The sequence below is a fragment of the Stenotrophomonas sp. AC248 genome (assembly GCF_979258185.1).
Genome location: NZ_OZ409840.1, coordinates 1,298,136 through 1,313,021 on the forward strand (window position 1 = coordinate 1,298,136; position 14,886 = coordinate 1,313,021).

General features: G+C 67.0%; 9 protein-coding genes. 4 read left to right on the plus strand and 5 right to left on the minus strand.

Annotated features, from left to right (window positions below):
- Positions 1 to 1,134, plus strand: coding sequence for a fatty acid desaturase family protein (locus ACZ0AE_RS05975; RefSeq protein ID WP_038689586.1), 1,134 nt, complete (start codon positions 1 to 3; stop codon positions 1,132 to 1,134).
- A gap of 16 nt (positions 1,135 to 1,150) precedes the next feature.
- Here the strand turns inward: ACZ0AE_RS05975 and ACZ0AE_RS05980 are convergent, their stop codons facing one another.
- Both ACZ0AE_RS05980 and ACZ0AE_RS05985 read right to left on the minus strand, forming a co-directional pair.
- Positions 1,151 to 2,281: a metallophosphoesterase gene (locus tag ACZ0AE_RS05980; RefSeq protein WP_463600625.1), complete on the minus strand. Its 1,131-nt coding sequence runs from the start codon at positions 2,279 to 2,281 to the stop codon at positions 1,151 to 1,153.
- Between the two features lie 124 nt (positions 2,282 to 2,405).
- On the minus strand, positions 2,406 to 3,830 hold the full coding sequence (locus ACZ0AE_RS05985; RefSeq protein WP_463600626.1) for a GGDEF domain-containing protein: 1,425 nt from the start codon (positions 3,828 to 3,830) through the stop codon (positions 2,406 to 2,408).
- A 148-nt stretch (positions 3,831 to 3,978) separates the two neighbouring features.
- On the opposite strand from ACZ0AE_RS05985, the gene ACZ0AE_RS05990 reads away from it, so the two are divergent.
- The 3 genes from ACZ0AE_RS05990 (at position 3,979) to ACZ0AE_RS06000 (ending at position 8,165) form a co-directional block, all read left to right on the plus strand.
- Positions 3,979 to 5,010: a cation diffusion facilitator family transporter gene (locus tag ACZ0AE_RS05990; protein ID WP_463600627.1), complete on the plus strand. Its 1,032-nt coding sequence runs from the start codon at positions 3,979 to 3,981 to the stop codon at positions 5,008 to 5,010.
- Between the two features lie 87 nt (positions 5,011 to 5,097).
- On the plus strand, positions 5,098 to 5,847 hold the full coding sequence (gene gpmA / locus ACZ0AE_RS05995) for a 2,3-diphosphoglycerate-dependent phosphoglycerate mutase (RefSeq protein ID WP_354287303.1): 750 nt from the start codon (positions 5,098 to 5,100) through the stop codon (positions 5,845 to 5,847).
- A 221-nt stretch (positions 5,848 to 6,068) separates the two neighbouring features.
- Positions 6,069 to 8,165 carry a M13 family metallopeptidase gene (locus ACZ0AE_RS06000; protein ID WP_463600628.1) on the plus strand — a complete coding sequence of 699 codons (2,097 nt, stop codon included), beginning with the start codon at positions 6,069 to 6,071 and terminating at the stop codon, positions 8,163 to 8,165.
- 1,719 nt (positions 8,166 to 9,884) lie between these two features.
- Here ACZ0AE_RS06000 and ACZ0AE_RS06005 read toward each other — a convergent pair.
- The 3 genes from ACZ0AE_RS06005 to mfd form a co-directional block, all read right to left on the minus strand.
- Positions 9,885 to 10,490: an HD-GYP domain-containing protein gene (locus ACZ0AE_RS06005; RefSeq protein WP_463600629.1), complete on the minus strand. Its 606-nt coding sequence runs from the start codon at positions 10,488 to 10,490 to the stop codon at positions 9,885 to 9,887.
- Between the two features lie 51 nt (positions 10,491 to 10,541).
- Positions 10,542 to 11,063, minus strand: a complete 522-nt coding sequence (locus ACZ0AE_RS06010; RefSeq protein WP_038689572.1) for a kinetochore Spc7 family protein — start codon at positions 11,061 to 11,063, stop codon at positions 10,542 to 10,544.
- An 82-nt stretch (positions 11,064 to 11,145) separates the two neighbouring features.
- The gene (gene mfd / locus ACZ0AE_RS06015; protein ID WP_038689570.1) at positions 11,146 to 14,613 is read right to left on the minus strand and encodes a transcription-repair coupling factor; all 3,468 of its coding nucleotides are present in this window, start codon (positions 14,611 to 14,613) and stop codon (positions 11,146 to 11,148) included.
- Between the last annotated feature and the right edge of the window lie 273 nt (positions 14,614 to 14,886).

The following is a 14,886-nucleotide window of genomic DNA, read 5'->3' on the forward strand; positions in this document are numbered from 1 at the left end:
ATGTCTTCCGTGCACAACCGCGTGCTGTCGCCTACCGAACTGGATGCGTTCGGCAATGAACTCGATGCGCTGCGTGCGCGCCAGCTGGCCACGCTGGGGGCCGCCGACGCGCGTTACATCCGCCGCGTGGTGGCCGGCGTGCGCTGGACCGGCGTGGCCGGCCGCGCGCTCCTGTTCCTGGGTGCCTTCGTGCACAGCGTGCTGATCCCGGCGTGGATCGCCGGCGTGGTGCTGCTGGCGCTGTCCAAGATCCTGGAAAACATGGAGCTGGCGCACAACGTCATCCACGGCCAGTACGACTGGATGGGCGACCCGCAGCTGCAGGGCAGTACCTACGAATGGGACATCGTCGGCACCGCCGACAACTGGCGCAAGACCCACAACTTCCGCCACCACACCTACACCAACGTGCGCGGGCTGGACGATGACATCGGCTACGGCCTGCTGCGCATCTTCCCCGAACAGCGCTGGCGCCCGTTTTACCTGACCCAGCCGGTGGTGGCGGTCGTGTTCGCACTGCTGTTCGAATGGGGCATCGCCATCCAGGACCTGCGCCTGGGCCGCTGGTTCGCCGGCAAGATCACCTTCCGCCAGCTGCTGGCGCAGGCGCGCCCGGTGGGCCGCAAGATGGGCAAGCAGATGTTCAAGGACTACCTGCTGTTCCCCGCGCTGGCCGGCCCGTTCTTCCTGCCGGTGCTGCTGGGCAACGTGGTGGCCAACCTGATCCGCAATGTGTGGACCTACGTGATCATCTTCTGCGGCCACTTCACCGCCGACGCCGAGACCTTCCCCAAGGAATGCGTGCGCGACGAAAGCCGTGGCCACTGGTACCTGCGCCAGCTGCGCGGCTCGTCCAACCTGACCGGTGGCAAGCTGATGAATGTCATGTCGGGCAACCTCAGCCACCAGATCGAACACCACTTCTTCCCGGACATCCCGGCCAACCGCTATGCAGCCATCGCGGTGGACGTGAAGGCGATCTGCGCACGCTACGGCCAGCACTACAACACCGGCTCGTTGCCGAAGCAGTTCGGCCAGGTGATGTGGCGCATCGTGCGGCATGCCTTCCCGAGTCGACCGGTGCGCGCCAAGGCCGCTGCCGTCAACGCTCAGCCACTGCCGCAGCAGGGCTGAGCCGGAACGCCGGGGCTCAGTCCTCCAGCCCCATCGTCCCCTCGGCCAGCGGCACCCGGCTGCCGTCGAGCAGGCCGCGGCTGAGCACCCCGTCCTCGATGAACAGCAGTTCGCCGTTCTCGCCATTCTTGATGCTGCTGTCGATGGCGATGATGCGGTCGCCGTGGAAACTGCTCACGTGCGGCATCGAGGTGTGCCCGACCACGATGCGCTTGAGGTCCAGCTGGGTGAGCAGCGCATCGACCTGGGCGGTGTCAAGTTGCCCGTCGAAGTAGCCGCGGTACCAGATCGGGCTGGTCTTGCCGTCGAACAGGCGCGCCGTGTCAGGCGCTGCCTTGACCTGATCGCGCGGCAGCCCCACGGCGGCCTGGTAGGTGGCGTTGGTGGCGTCCATGCCGCGCACCAGGTCCAGGTTCTCCGGTGCTATGCCACCGTGCAGGAACAACGTGTCGCCGATCTTCAGCAGCACCGGGCGGGTGCGCAGCCACTGCCCGATCACCGAATCCGGCCCGTACAGCGCCGGGTAGCTGCGGCCCAGCAGCTGCGCGCTCCGGAGGTACTTCGGGTTCACGTAGCGCAGGTCGTCGTAAAGCACCATCGTTTCGTGGTTGCCCAGCACGAAGTGCACCGCGCCGCCGGCCGCGCGCGCCTGCTGCTGCAGGTTGTACAGCAGCCAGAACGCCTCGGTCACCTGTGGGCCGCGGTCGAAGACGTCCCCGGCCACCACCAGGGTGGCACCGCCCAGCGACCACTGGTCGTGCGCGTCGATCACGTGGTGGGCGCGCAGCAGCCTGACCAGCAGGTCGTACTGGCCGTGGATGTCCGACACCGCGACGATGCGGGGCGTGGCCGGATACTGCGCCACCTCGGCAGTGCGCGGCGGCAGCACGGTCACCGGATGCGGGTAGCCACACTCGGGCAGCACCTGGGTGGTATCGCCGCGGGCGTTCAGCGTACGGCGCACGATGTGGTCGTTGCAGATCCACTCTGCCTCGTGGCCCTTGGCGGTAACGAACACGTACGGGCCGTCTGCATCGACGTGCTCGGCCGGTGCGGCCACCTCGCGCGCGCTGGTTGTGGACGTGGCCAGCAACAGCAGGCAGGGAAGCAGCGCGTGCATCGCGCGCAGGGAACGGCAGGCAGGCATCGGCGACGTCCAGGCAGAAAAAGGCGTGCGCAGGCGCACCGGATGATCCTACTCGGCGGCGCATGCGGTGGGCATGCGCCGTTGGTACCGATGGATGTGCAGGAACAGGCGGTTGGCGGGTGACTCAGCCGCGCTGCAGGGCCTGACGGCCCGGCGCTTCCGGCAACGTATCGTCGGCCAGCACCACGCGGTTGCGGCCGCGCTTCTTGGCCTGGTACATCGCTGCATCGGCGCGCGCCATCAAGCGCTCATAGTCCGGGTGACCATCGTGCGCCGCCACGCCGATGCTGGCGGTCAATGCCAGTGCGGTGCCATCGGCCAGCTGTGCCGGGGCCTGTGCAATCTGCCGGCGCAGGTTCTCGGCGATCACCTCGGCCTGTGCCGCGGTGGCCGCCACCAGCACCACCACGAACTCCTCGCCGCCATAGCGGAACAGGTAGTCGCTGCCACGCGTCAGCTGCCCGAGCAGCGCGGCCACGTGCTGCAGGGCGCGATCGCCGCCGTCGTGCCCGTGCGCATCGTTGATCGCCTTGAAATGGTCCAGGTCCAGCAGCAGGACCGAGAAGGGGGTGCTGGCCGAGGTGGCCAGTTCGATCTCACGGCGCAGCACGGTGGGCAGGAAGCGCCGATTGAGCAGGTTGGTCAGGGCATCGCTGCCTGCGTCCAGTTCGCCGATCCGCTCGAACAGCATGCCCATCAGGGTGCGGATGCGCGCCAGCTGCTCGCGGATGCCCTGCAGCGCGCCGAAGCGTGCGGCCACATCGGCATGGGCCAGTGCGGCGTGCAGCTGCGCGTCCACCTGGGCCACCAGTGTGCCCACCTGCGCGGTCTCACTGCTTTCGCCGAAACTGGGAATGCCCTTGTGGGTGAACCACAGGCCGAAGTCGGAGTGCGCCAGATCGACGGTATCGGCGTCGGTGGCCTGGCTGGCGATGGCGTACAGCAGCGCGTTTTCCCAATCCAGCAGCAGGGCCCGTTGGCGTTCGCGTTCGGTGCTGACGTTCTGCACCAGCGAAAACAGCCGGTACGCCGCATCGGTGCGCGAGGAGCGCTCGCGTGCGTGCGTGTAAGCCAGGGTCATGCCTTCCAGGGCGATGTCCACCGAGGCACTCAGGCAACTGATGGCGTCGAACGCCACGTGGCTGTTCGGTGCCTGGGCGACGATCCGCTCGAACAGGCGCTGCTTGAGCACGCGCGTGCCGCGCGTGACCAGGTCCACCGGAATGCCGACGCGCGCATGCACGTCGCCGATCACCCGTTGCGCAGCCACCAGTGCGGCGACGCTGGCGGGCGTGGCCGTCAGCAGCTGGGTCAGCCAGCGCTGCATGGCCGGCTTCAGCCGCAGCCGCACCTGGTCGTGGGACAGGAAGCGGCTGGCGCGCGGGTCCTCCAGCAGTACGTCATAGAAGTGATGGGCCAGGTCAGGCGGCGAGTGGGCTGCCAGATCGGCCAGCAGTGCGGCCGCCTCGGGGCGGGTGGCCTGCAGCGTCTGCTGCCATGCATCGGCCAGTGGCCGGCTGGCCTCATCCAGGTTTGGAACGATATCCACGATGGTTGCTCTTCCCGCCACACAGGCCGTCGAAGGTTAACGGCCGCGCGTGGCTGTAATGAAGTTACAGAATGAACGCGAGCCCAAGTGTAATAGTCTCCGCCGCATTGCCTGCTTACTCTGCGCGCATTGCAACGGAGACACCTTCATGGGTCACGACCACGATCACCTGCCCAGCGAAATCCGCCACGAAAAACCCTTGTGGTGGGCGCTGGGCCTGACCACCACCTTCCTGCTGGTGGAAGTGGCCGGCGCGTTCTGGACCAACAGCCTGGCGCTGCTGTCCGACGCGGCGCACATGGCCACCGATACGCTGGCGTTGATGATCGCACTGGTGGCGGTGCGGCTCAGTCGCCGCCCGCCGGATGCCAAGCGCACCTATGGCTACGCGCGGCTGGAAGCGCTGGGCGCGATGTTCAACGGCGGCATGCTGTTCGTGGTGGCCGGCTACATCCTCTGGGAAGCCATCGAACGGTTCCGCCAGCCGCAGGAGATCGCCTCCACCGGCATGCTGGTGATCGCCGCGTTTGGTCTGGTCATCAACCTGATCTCGATGCGCCTGCTGCGTGCGGGCAGCGGCGAAAGCCTCAACGTGAAGGGCGCCTACCTGGAAGTCTGGGCCGACATGCTCGGGTCGGTTGCGGTGATCATCGGCGCGCTGCTGATCCGCTGGACCGGCTGGAAACCGATCGATCCGATCCTGGCGGTGCTGATCGGTCTGTGGGTGCTTCCGCGGACGTGGGTGCTGATGCGCGAGGCCATCAACGTGCTGCTTGAAGGCGTGCCCAAGGGCACCGACATCGCGGCCGTGCGCGCGGCGTTGTGCGCGCAGGACGGCGTGGTCGATGTGCACGATCTGCACGTATGGGCGCTGGCATCCAGCACACCGGCATTGACCGCGCACGTGGTGATGGCCGACGGCGTGGAGGCCGATGCGCTGCGACGCGCGCTGACCACCACGCTGCATGACCGGTTCGAGATCGAGCATGTCACCCTGCAGATCGAAGCCGATCATTGCGGCGACAGTTGCAGCGTGGGCAGCCCCAAGGCGGGCGATGCGCATGCCGGCCATGACCACGGCGACCACGCCCATGCCCATGCCGATCACACGCATGCTGCCACCGAAAGCGGTCGCACCGGCACCGACGCGCAGGGCCACCACGGTCATCCACATCCCTGAACCGGCCCGCCCGGCTGCCGGGTGCGGGGCAGGGCAGGCTTGCCGCTACAATGCGGGTCTGCCTTGCCATCTGTCGGAGATACTGCAGTGACCCGGAAACTCGTACTGTTGCGCCACGGCCAGAGCCAGTGGAACCTGGACAACCGCTTCACCGGTTGGGTGGACGTGGAACTCACCGAACAGGGCCGCCGCGAGGCCGCCGCCGCCGGCCGCCTGATGCGCGAAGAAGGGCTGCAGTTCGATGTGGCGCATACCTCGGTGCTCAAGCGCGCCATCCACACCCTGCAGGGTGCACTGGCCGAGCTGGACCAGGACTGGCTGCCGGTGAGCAAGAGCTGGCGCTTGAACGAACGCCATTACGGCGGGCTGCAGGGCCTGGACAAGGCCGAGACCGCGGCCAAGCACGGCGAGGACCAAGTCAAGATCTGGCGCCGCTCCTACGACATTCCGCCGCCGGCGATGGACGTCGAAGACCCGGGCCATCCGATCCACGACCGCCGCTACGCCGGCCTGGACCGCAACGCGCTGCCGGGCACCGAATCGCTGGCCACCACGCTGGACCGCGTGCTGCCGTACTGGTTCGATGCGATCGCCCCGCAGCTGAAGGACGGCAAGACGGTGCTGGTGACCGCGCACGGCAATTCGCTGCGCGCGCTGTACAAGTACCTCAACAACGTCTCGCAGGAAGCCATCCTGGAGCTCAACATCCCGACCGGCATTCCATTGCTGTTCGAGCTCAACGACGACCTGACGGTGCAGTCGTTCCGCTACCTGGGCGACCCGGAGGCCGCCCGCAAGGCCGCCGAAGCGGTGGCCAACCAGGGCAAGGCGAAATAACAACGAAAGGCCGGCGCAAGCCGGCCTTTTCTTTACCCCTGCGGGTAGAGCCACCCCATGGGTGGCTGCACGCGATGCACGGTTCACGCAGCCACCCATGGGGTGGCTCTACCGGCGTGTGATGGTGTGACCTTTGGCCGGTCCCCCGCCGCCGCTCCCGCGCTACGCTGCCTGATTGCCCGCCCGCCGGGCAATGCATCCATCTGTAGCCGGAGAGACGAATGAAGTTTTCCAAGCTGGTCCCGCTGGGCCTGACCGTTGCCATCGCCGCGTCGCTGGCGTCCTGCGGCAAGACCGATACCGCGCCTGCCGCCACCGCCGATGCGGCCACGCCGGCGTTTGATCAGTCGCAGATCAAGACCGCGCTGATCTCGCTCAACAGCGCCGACCTGGACCCGTCGATCGCCGCCTGCACGGACCTCAACGGCTTCGTCAACAGCAAGTGGCTCACTGCCAACCCGGTGCCCAACGACCAGACCACCTGGGGCAGCTTCGAGATCCTGCGCGAGCGTTCGCTGGAAGTGCAGCACGCGCTGGTCCAGCAGGCCGCCGCCAGCAAGCCCAAGGCCGGTTCGGTGGAAGCCAAGATCGGTGACATCTGGAGCACCGGCTCGGACGAGGCCAAGATCGAAGCGGCCGGCATCACCCCGCTGCAGCCGCAGCTGGACAAGATCGCCGCGCTGAACGACACCGCCGCCATCACCCAGTACCTGCGCGACAGCCAGGCGCAGGGCCAGGGCGTGCTGTTCTCGCTGTCGGCCAATGCCGACTACAAGGATTCGGCCAACGTCATCGCCTACGTGGGCCAGGGCGGGCTGGGCCTGCCGGAGAAGGGCTACTACGTCGATGATGCGCAGGCCAAGATCCGCGACGCGTACGTGGCTTACATCGCGCAGGCGCTGACCCTGTCCGGCGTGGATGCCGCGCAGGCCAAGACCGAGGCCAAGGCCGTGCTGGACTTCGAAACCCGCCTGGCCAAGGCCTCGCTGTCGCGCATCGAACTGCGCGATCCGGCCAAGCGCTACAACCCGGTCAGCGCCGCCGAAGCCGACAAACTGACTCCGAACTTCAGCTGGACCGCGCTGTTTGACACCCTGAAGGTGCCGGCCGCGCAGAAGTTCTCGCTGGCCCAGCCGGGTTTCTTCACCGAAGTGGACAAGATGCTCGCCGACGTGCCGGCCAGCACCTGGCAGGCCTACCTGCGCTTCCACACCATCGATGATGCCTCGCCGTACCTGAGCAGCGCGTTCGAGAAGGCCAACTTCGACTTCTACAGCACCACCCTGCGTGGCCAGAAGGAAATGCAGCCGCGCTGGAAGCGTGTGCTGGAATCGGTGAATGGCGCGATCGGCGAAGGCCTCGGCCAGCTGTACGTCAACGCGGTGTTCCCGGCCGACTCCAAGGTGCAGATGCAGCACCTGGTGGAGAACCTCTCGGTGGCGCTGAAGGCGCGCCTGGAGAAGCTGGGGTGGATGGGCGAGGACACCCGCAAGAAGGCGCTGGAGAAGTGGGCCAGCTTCACCCCGAAAATCGGCTACCCGGACAAGTGGCGCGACTGGTCGGGCTATGAAACCAACGCCGACAGCTACCTGGGCAACATGCAGGCCGCGCGCGCGTTCAACTACCGCTACATGCTGAACAAGATCGGCAAGCCGGTGGACAAGACCGAGTGGGGCATGACCCCGCAGACCGTCAACGCCTACTACAACGCCACCAAGAACGAGATCGTGTTCCCGGCCGCCATCCTGCAGGCGCCGTTCTTCGATGCCAAGGCGGATCCGGCGCTGAACTACGGCGGCATCGGCGCGGTGATCGGCCATGAAATGATGCACGGCTACGATGACTCGGGCAGCCAGTTCGCCGCCAACGGCAACTTTGACAACTGGTGGACCGACAGCGACCGCAAGGCCTTCACCGGCCGCACCGACCAGCTGGTGGCGCAGTTCGACGGCTATGAATCGCTGCCGGGCGTGAACGTGAAGGGCAAGCTGACCCTGGGCGAGAACATCGGCGACCTGGGCGGCCTGACCGTGGCCTACGACGCGCTGCAGATGGCGTTGAAGGAAGACCCGAAGGCCAACGTGGCCGTGGACGGTCACAGCCAGGACCAGCGCTTCTTCATGAACTGGGCCACCGTGTGGCGCCGCAACTTCAACGAAGGCGAGCTGCGCGTGCGTCTGAACACCGACCCGCACGCCCCGGCCAACTTCCGCGCCAACGGCGCACCGTCCAACATGCCGGCTTATGCCAAGGCGTTCGAGTGCAAGGCGGGCGATGCGATGGTGCGTGCCGATGACAAGCGTGTTGTGATCTGGTGATCGCACGCGGTTGAGTGAAACAAAGAACCCGGCGCAAGCCGGGTTTTTTGTTGGAGCATCGCTGCGAGGCGGTTGGCCATGCCTGGCGATCCGTGCGCGTCGCCGTGGCACGCGGAGGTAGGGTTGGATCCCAATCAACTGCCGTGAGCGGGTCAACATGCTCTGGCGCATGGACCTTGAACCGGAAAGCGCCTTCACCGTTCTCAGCTCATGCGTTCGTCGCGTGTTGAATGATGGTCTGCGGTCGATTGGGATCCGACCCTACCTCGGTCGGGCAGGCGCTCGGTGACGCGCGGCATCGGAACGGAGAACGAGAGTGTTCTCCGCCCGCGTTGCCGTGGCACGCGGAGGTAGGGTTGGATCCCAATCAACCGCCGTGAGCGGGTCAACACGCTTTGGCGCATGGACCTTGAACGGGAAAGCGCCCTCACCGTTCACAGGTCATGCGTTCGTCGCGTGTTGAATGGTGGTGTGCGGTCGATCGGGATCCGACCCTACCTCGATCGGGCAGGCGCTCGGTGGCGCGCGGCATTGGAACGGAGATCGAGAGCGTTCTCCGCCCGCGTCGCCGTGGCACGCGGAGGTAGGGTTGGATCCCAATCAACTGCCGTGAGCGGGTCAACACGCTTTGGCGCATGGACTCTGAACGGGAAAGCGCCTTCACCGTTCTCAGGTCATGCGTTCGTCGCGCGTTGAATGATGGTCTGCGGTCGATCGGTATCCGACCCTACCTCGATCGGGCGGGCGCTCGGTGACGAGCGGCATTGGAACGGCGTTCGAGGGTGTTCTCCGCGAGCGTCGCCGTGGCACACGGAGGTAGGGTTGGATCCCAATCAACTGCCGTGAGCGGGTCAACACGCTTTGGCGCATGGACTCTGAACGGGAAAGCGCCTTCACCGTTCACAGCTCATGCGTTCGTCGCGCGTTGAATGATGGTCTGCGGTCGATCGGGATCCGACCCTACCTCGGTCGGGCAGGCGCTCGGTGACGCGCGGCATTGGAACGGAGATCGAGAGTGTTCTCCGCTCACGTTGCCGTGGCACGCGGAGGTAGGGTTGGATCCCAATCAACCGCCGTGAGCGGGTCAACGTGCTTTGGCGCATGGAGCTTGAACGGGAAAACGCCTTCACCGTTCACAGCTCATGCGTTCGTCGCGCGTTGAATGATGGTCTGCGGTCGATCGGGATCCGACCCTACCTCGGTCGGGCAGGCGCTCGGTGACGCGCGGCATTGGAACGGAGATCGAGAGTGTTCTCCGCTCGCGTTGCCGTGGCACGCGGAGGTAGGGTTGGATCCCAATCAACCGCCGTGAGCGGGTCAACGTGCTTTGGCGCATGGAGCTTGAACGGGAAAGCGCCTTCACCGTTCATGGGTCATGCGTTCGTCGCGCGTTGAATGATGGTCTGCGGTCGATTGGGATCCGACCCTACCTCGGTCGGGCAGGCGCTCGGTGGTGCGCGGCATTGGAACGGAGATCGAGAGTGTTCTCCGCCCGCGTTGCCGTGGCACGCGGAGGTAGGGTTGGATCCCAATCAACTTCCGTGAGCGGGTCAACACGCTTTGGCGCATGGACCTTGAATGGGAAAGCGCCTTCACCGTTCTCAGGTCATGCGTTCGTCGCGTGTTGAATGGTGGCGTGCGGTCGATCGGGATCCGACCCTACCACTGTGGGGCAGGACCGCTTCTATACGTTGGGCTCATGGACCTTGCGTTCGGGCCTTACGCCAGCGCCGGTTCGCGCCGCAGCAGGTCCTGGAAGGCATCCAGCAGGTACGCGTCGATCATGCCACCGGACGCATCGTCCAGGATGCGCATGACCCGGCCGCGCTCCATGGCGCCGCGGTAGGGACGGTCGCTGGTCATCGCGTCCCAGGCGTCGACGATGGTGAGGATGCGTGCGCCCAGCGGAATGCTCTCGCCGCGCAGGCCGTCGGGATAGCCGCTGCCGTCGAAGGCTTCGTGATGGGCGCGGATCAGGCGGGCCACGTCGGCGGCGTCGGCGCGCCCGGTGGCCAGGAAAATGCGTTCGCCGTGTTCGGGGTGTTGGCGCATGATCGCCTGCTCGGCGTGGTCATGCCGCCCGGGGTTGAGCAGGACGTCGTCGGGAATGCCGATCTTGCCGATGTCATGGAAGCAGGCGGCCAGTTCGATCTGGTCGCACTGGGCAGGGTCCAGGCTGCAGTGCCGGGCCAGCGAGCGGGCCAGCAGGCCGACGCGGTCGCAGTGGTGGCGGGTGTAGGCATCGCGCAGCTGCAGCGACACCGACAGCGCGTCGATGGAGCAGGCCAATGCGGCGGGGGCGTCGTGTGGGGAGTAATCGGTCACGGGGAAATACTGCCACGCTCCCGGTCGCCGAAGCGACCGGGAGCGGCGGAATCAATGCCTCTGCAGCTGGATGCCGTGCTTCTTGGCGTACGCATCCTGCGCCGCGTCCAGGGCCTGCATTTCCGTATCGATACGGTTGCCGACGGTCTGCAGCTTCTCGGCCAGCGGCATGACCTGTTCCTTGGTCTTGTCGGCCGGCAGCGCGGCCATTTCCACCAGGATGCCGAACATTTCCTCGGCGCTCTGCACGTAGGCGCGCAGCTTCTGGTGCACGTCCTTGGCATCCTCGTCCGGCGGCATCTGGTCGATGCGGGTCAGGTACTGCTGCATCTCGGTGCGGGCGCGTTCCAGGCCGGGCTTGAGCGTGTCCAGGCCCTCACCGGTGGCCAGCGCCTTCTGCAGCGGCTCGCTCTTGTTGCCGACGGTCCACTCCTGCACGGTGCTGGCAGCGCCGTTCCAGAAGGCGACGTTCTCGGTGAGGTATTCGCTGGCGCTCATGCCACTGCCACTGCCACCGCAGGCGCTCAACAGGCCGAGGCTGGCAGCCAGCAGCAGGGTACGGAATCGTTTCAAAGCAACTCTCCTTGTCGCGGGCAGATAACAGGGAAAAAACCCTCCGGCCCGCAGAAGCGGAGGGTCACAGGGGAAACAGGGATCAGCGTGGCGACAGGGTCAACAACAGGGCCTTGGCCGCGCTGAAACGGTCTTCGGGCAACGGCAACGGGTGCTTGATGCGCAGTTTGTCCGGGCCGTCCATGGTGTACAGCTTGGGCTGCTTCTGGATCATCTGGATGACCGCCATCGGGTCGATCGCCGGCTTGGCCTCGAACACGATGCGCCCGCCATTTTCGCCCAGTTCCAGCTTGCGCACGCCCAGCACGTTGGCCTGCAGCTTCAGTTCGGCGATGGCGAACAGGTGCTTGGCCGGGTCGGGAAGCAGGCCGAAGCGGTCGATCATCTCCACCTGCAGTTCGCGCAGTTCATCGGTGTCGCGCGCGCTGCTGATGCGCTTGTACAGGGTCAGGCGGGTATGTACGTCGGGCAGGTAGTCGTCGGGGATCAGCGCCGGCACATGCAGTTCGACCTCGGCACCGCGCACTTCCTCGCCGGCATCCAGGTCGGGCAGCTTGCCCAGGCGGATGCTGCGCACCGCCCGTTCCAGCAGTTCGGTGTACAGGCTGAAGCCCACCTCGGCCATCTGGCCGCTCTGGTCTTCGCCGAGCAGTTCGCCGGCACCGCGGATTTCCAGGTCATGGGTGGCCAGGGTGAAGCCGGCGCCCAGCTCGTCCATCGACGCGATCGCATCCAGGCGCTTCTGCGCGTCGGGGGTCATCGCGCGCTTGTCCGGCACCACCAGGTAGGCATAGGCGCGGTGGTGCGAGCGCCCCACGCGGCCGCGCAGCTGGTGCAGCTGGGCCAGGCCGAAGCGGTCGGCGCGGTTGATGATGATGGTGTTGGCGTTGGGGATGTCGATGCCCGATTCGATGATCGTGGTCGACAGCAGCACGTTGTAGCGCTGCTTCTGGAAGTCCAGCATCACCCGTTCCAGCTCGCGCTCGGGCATCTGCCCGTGGGCGATGCCGATGCGGGCCTCGGGCACCAGTTCGGCCAGGTCGCGCTGCATGCGGCCGATGCTTTCCACGTCGTTGTGCAGGAAGTACAGCTGGCCACCGCGGGCCAGTTCGCGCTGGAAGGCTTCGCGCAGCAGCGCGTTGTCCCAGGCAGTGATGAAGGTCTGCACCGCCAGCCGGTTCGGCGGCGGGGTGGCGATGATCGACAGGTCGCGCAGCCCGGCCATGGCCATGTTCAAGGTGCGCGGGATCGGGGTGGCGGTGAGGGTGAGCAGGTGCACGTTGGCGCGCATCGCCTTCAACGCTTCCTTCTGGCGCACGCCGAAACGCTGCTCCTCGTCCACCACCACCAGGCCCAGGTCCTTGAACTTCACGTCCGGCTGCAGCAGGCGATGGGTACCGATGATGACGTCGATGGTGCCGGCGGCGACCTTCTCCAGCTCGGCCTTGATTTCCTTGGTGGTCTTGAAGCGCGACAGCACTTCCACGCGCAGCGGCCAGTCGGCGAAACGGTCGCGGAAGTTGCGGTAGTGCTGCTCGGCCAGCAGCGTGGTCGGCACCAGCACGGCCACCTGCTTGCCGGCACTGGCGGCGGCGAACGCGGCGCGCACGGCCACTTCGGTCTTGCCGAAGCCGACGTCGCCGCAGACCACGCGGTCCATCGGCTGGCTGCTGGCCAGGTCGCGCAGGGTGGCGTCGATGGCGGCCAGCTGGTCGGGGGTTTCCTCGAACGGGAATCCGGCCGCGAACGGCTCGTACATCGAGCGGTCCACGTGCAGCGCCAACCCCGCACGGGCGCGCCGGCGGGCCTGGATTTCCAGCAGTTCGGCGGCCACGTCGCGGACCTTTTCGGCCGCACGGCGCTTGGCCTTGCTCCACTGCTCGCCGCCCAGCGAATGCAGCGGCGCGGTTTCGGCCGATGCGCCGGAGTAGCGACTGATCAGGTGCAGCTGCGCGACCGGCACGTACAGGCGGTCGCCCTTGGCGTATTCGATCTCCAGGAATTCGCCCGGCATGCCGCCGGCGTCGAGCACGATCAGGCCGCGGTAGCGGCCCACACCGTGGTCTTCATGGACGATCGGCGCGCCTTCGGTGAGCTCGCCGAGGTCGCGGATGATCGCTTCCGGCTCGCGCCCCACGCGGCGGCTGCGGCGGGTGGTGCCGGCGCGCTCGGGGAACAGCTGGCGCTCGGTCAGCACCGCGATCTGCGGCGTGTCCAGCGCGAAACCGTCTTCCAGCGGCGCCACGGTGATCGCAAAGCGGTTGCTGGCGTCGGCCAGGAACGCCGGCAGGTCGACCACCACCGGCGGCTTCAGCTCGGCTGCCTGCAGCACTTCCAGCAGCGCTTCGCGGCGCCCCGGCGAATCGGCGGCAATCAGCACCCGACCCGGGTAGTGGCCTATGAAGGACTTCAGTGCTTCGCCGGCCGGCGCATCGCGCGCGGCCACCGGCAGCGGCGGCAACGGCTGGTCGCCCAGCGGCTGCGCGTCGTCGATGCGCGCGTGGTCGGCGTTCCAGATCTCGATGCGGGGCAGGGCATTGAGGGTGGAGTTCAATGTTTCCGGGCTGAGGTACAGCTCCTGCGGCGCCAGCAACGGGCGCTCCACGTCATGCCGGCGCTGCTCGTAGCGGTTGCCGGTCTGCGCCCAGAAGGCGGCGGCCGCTTCGCCCACGCCGGCGCCGACCACCGGCAGCACGTTCGGCTGGAGGTAGTCCAACAGGGTCGCGGTCTGGTCGAAGAACAGCGGCAGGTAGTACTCCACGCCGGCCGGGGCCAGCCCGGCCTTGAGATCCTGGTACAGCGCGCTGCGCCGGGTATCCACATCGAAGCGCTCGCGCAGGGTGGCCAGCACCCGCGACACGGCCAGGTCGTCCAGCGGCACTTCGCGGCCGGGCAGCATGCGGACCGCATCCACCTTGTCCAGCGAGCGCTGGCTCTCCGGGTCGAAGGCGCGGATCGAATCGATGTCCTCGTCCAGCAGCTCGATGCGCAACGGCGTCTGTGCGCCCATCGGGAACACGTCGAGCAGCCCGCCGCGCACGGCGAAATCGCCCGGGTCCATCACCTGCGGCACGTTGCGGTAGGCCGCCGCTTCCAGGCGTCGCTTCTCCGCATCCAGGTCCAGGCGCTGGCCGACCTTCAGGTCGAAACTGCCCCCGATGATGTACTTGCGCGGGGCCAGCCGCTGCAGCAGGGTCTGCACCGGCACCACCACGATGCCACGGGTGAGCGTGGGCAACTGGTGGAGCGCGGCCAGGCGCTGGGAGATGATGTCCGGGTGCGGGCTGAAGGCGTCGTAGGGCAGGGTTTCCCAATCCGGGAACGCGACCACCGGCAGCGCGGACGCGCTGCCCAGCAGGGTGCGCAGATCCGATTCGATCTGGTTGGCCCCGTGGTTGTCGCGTGCGATGACCAGCAGGGGCCCGTCATGGACCTCTGCGGCACGGGCGACGTACCAGGCCAACGCCGTGGCCGAAGCGGGAGCGCGCCACCAGGCGCGGAGCTGGCCGGAACGGGGCAGCGGCGGAGCGGGATAGGAGGGACGTGACATGAACCGTCGATTTTAGCAGACGCCGAAGTCACGGCCATGTCAGCCCGGCTCGTCGCCGCTCGGCCCGCCCCGCTCACCGTTGCGTGTCGGGTGGCAAAGCCCCGCTAGGTGCCGGCCGTTGGCCGGCACGCGCGCAAAAAGGCAGGTGCCGACCGTTGGCCGGCACGCGCGCAAAAAGGCAGGTGCCGACCGTTGGCCGGCACGCGCGCAAAAAGGCAGGTGCCGACCGTTGGCCGGCACGCGCACAAAAGGTAGGTGCCGGCCGTTGGCCGG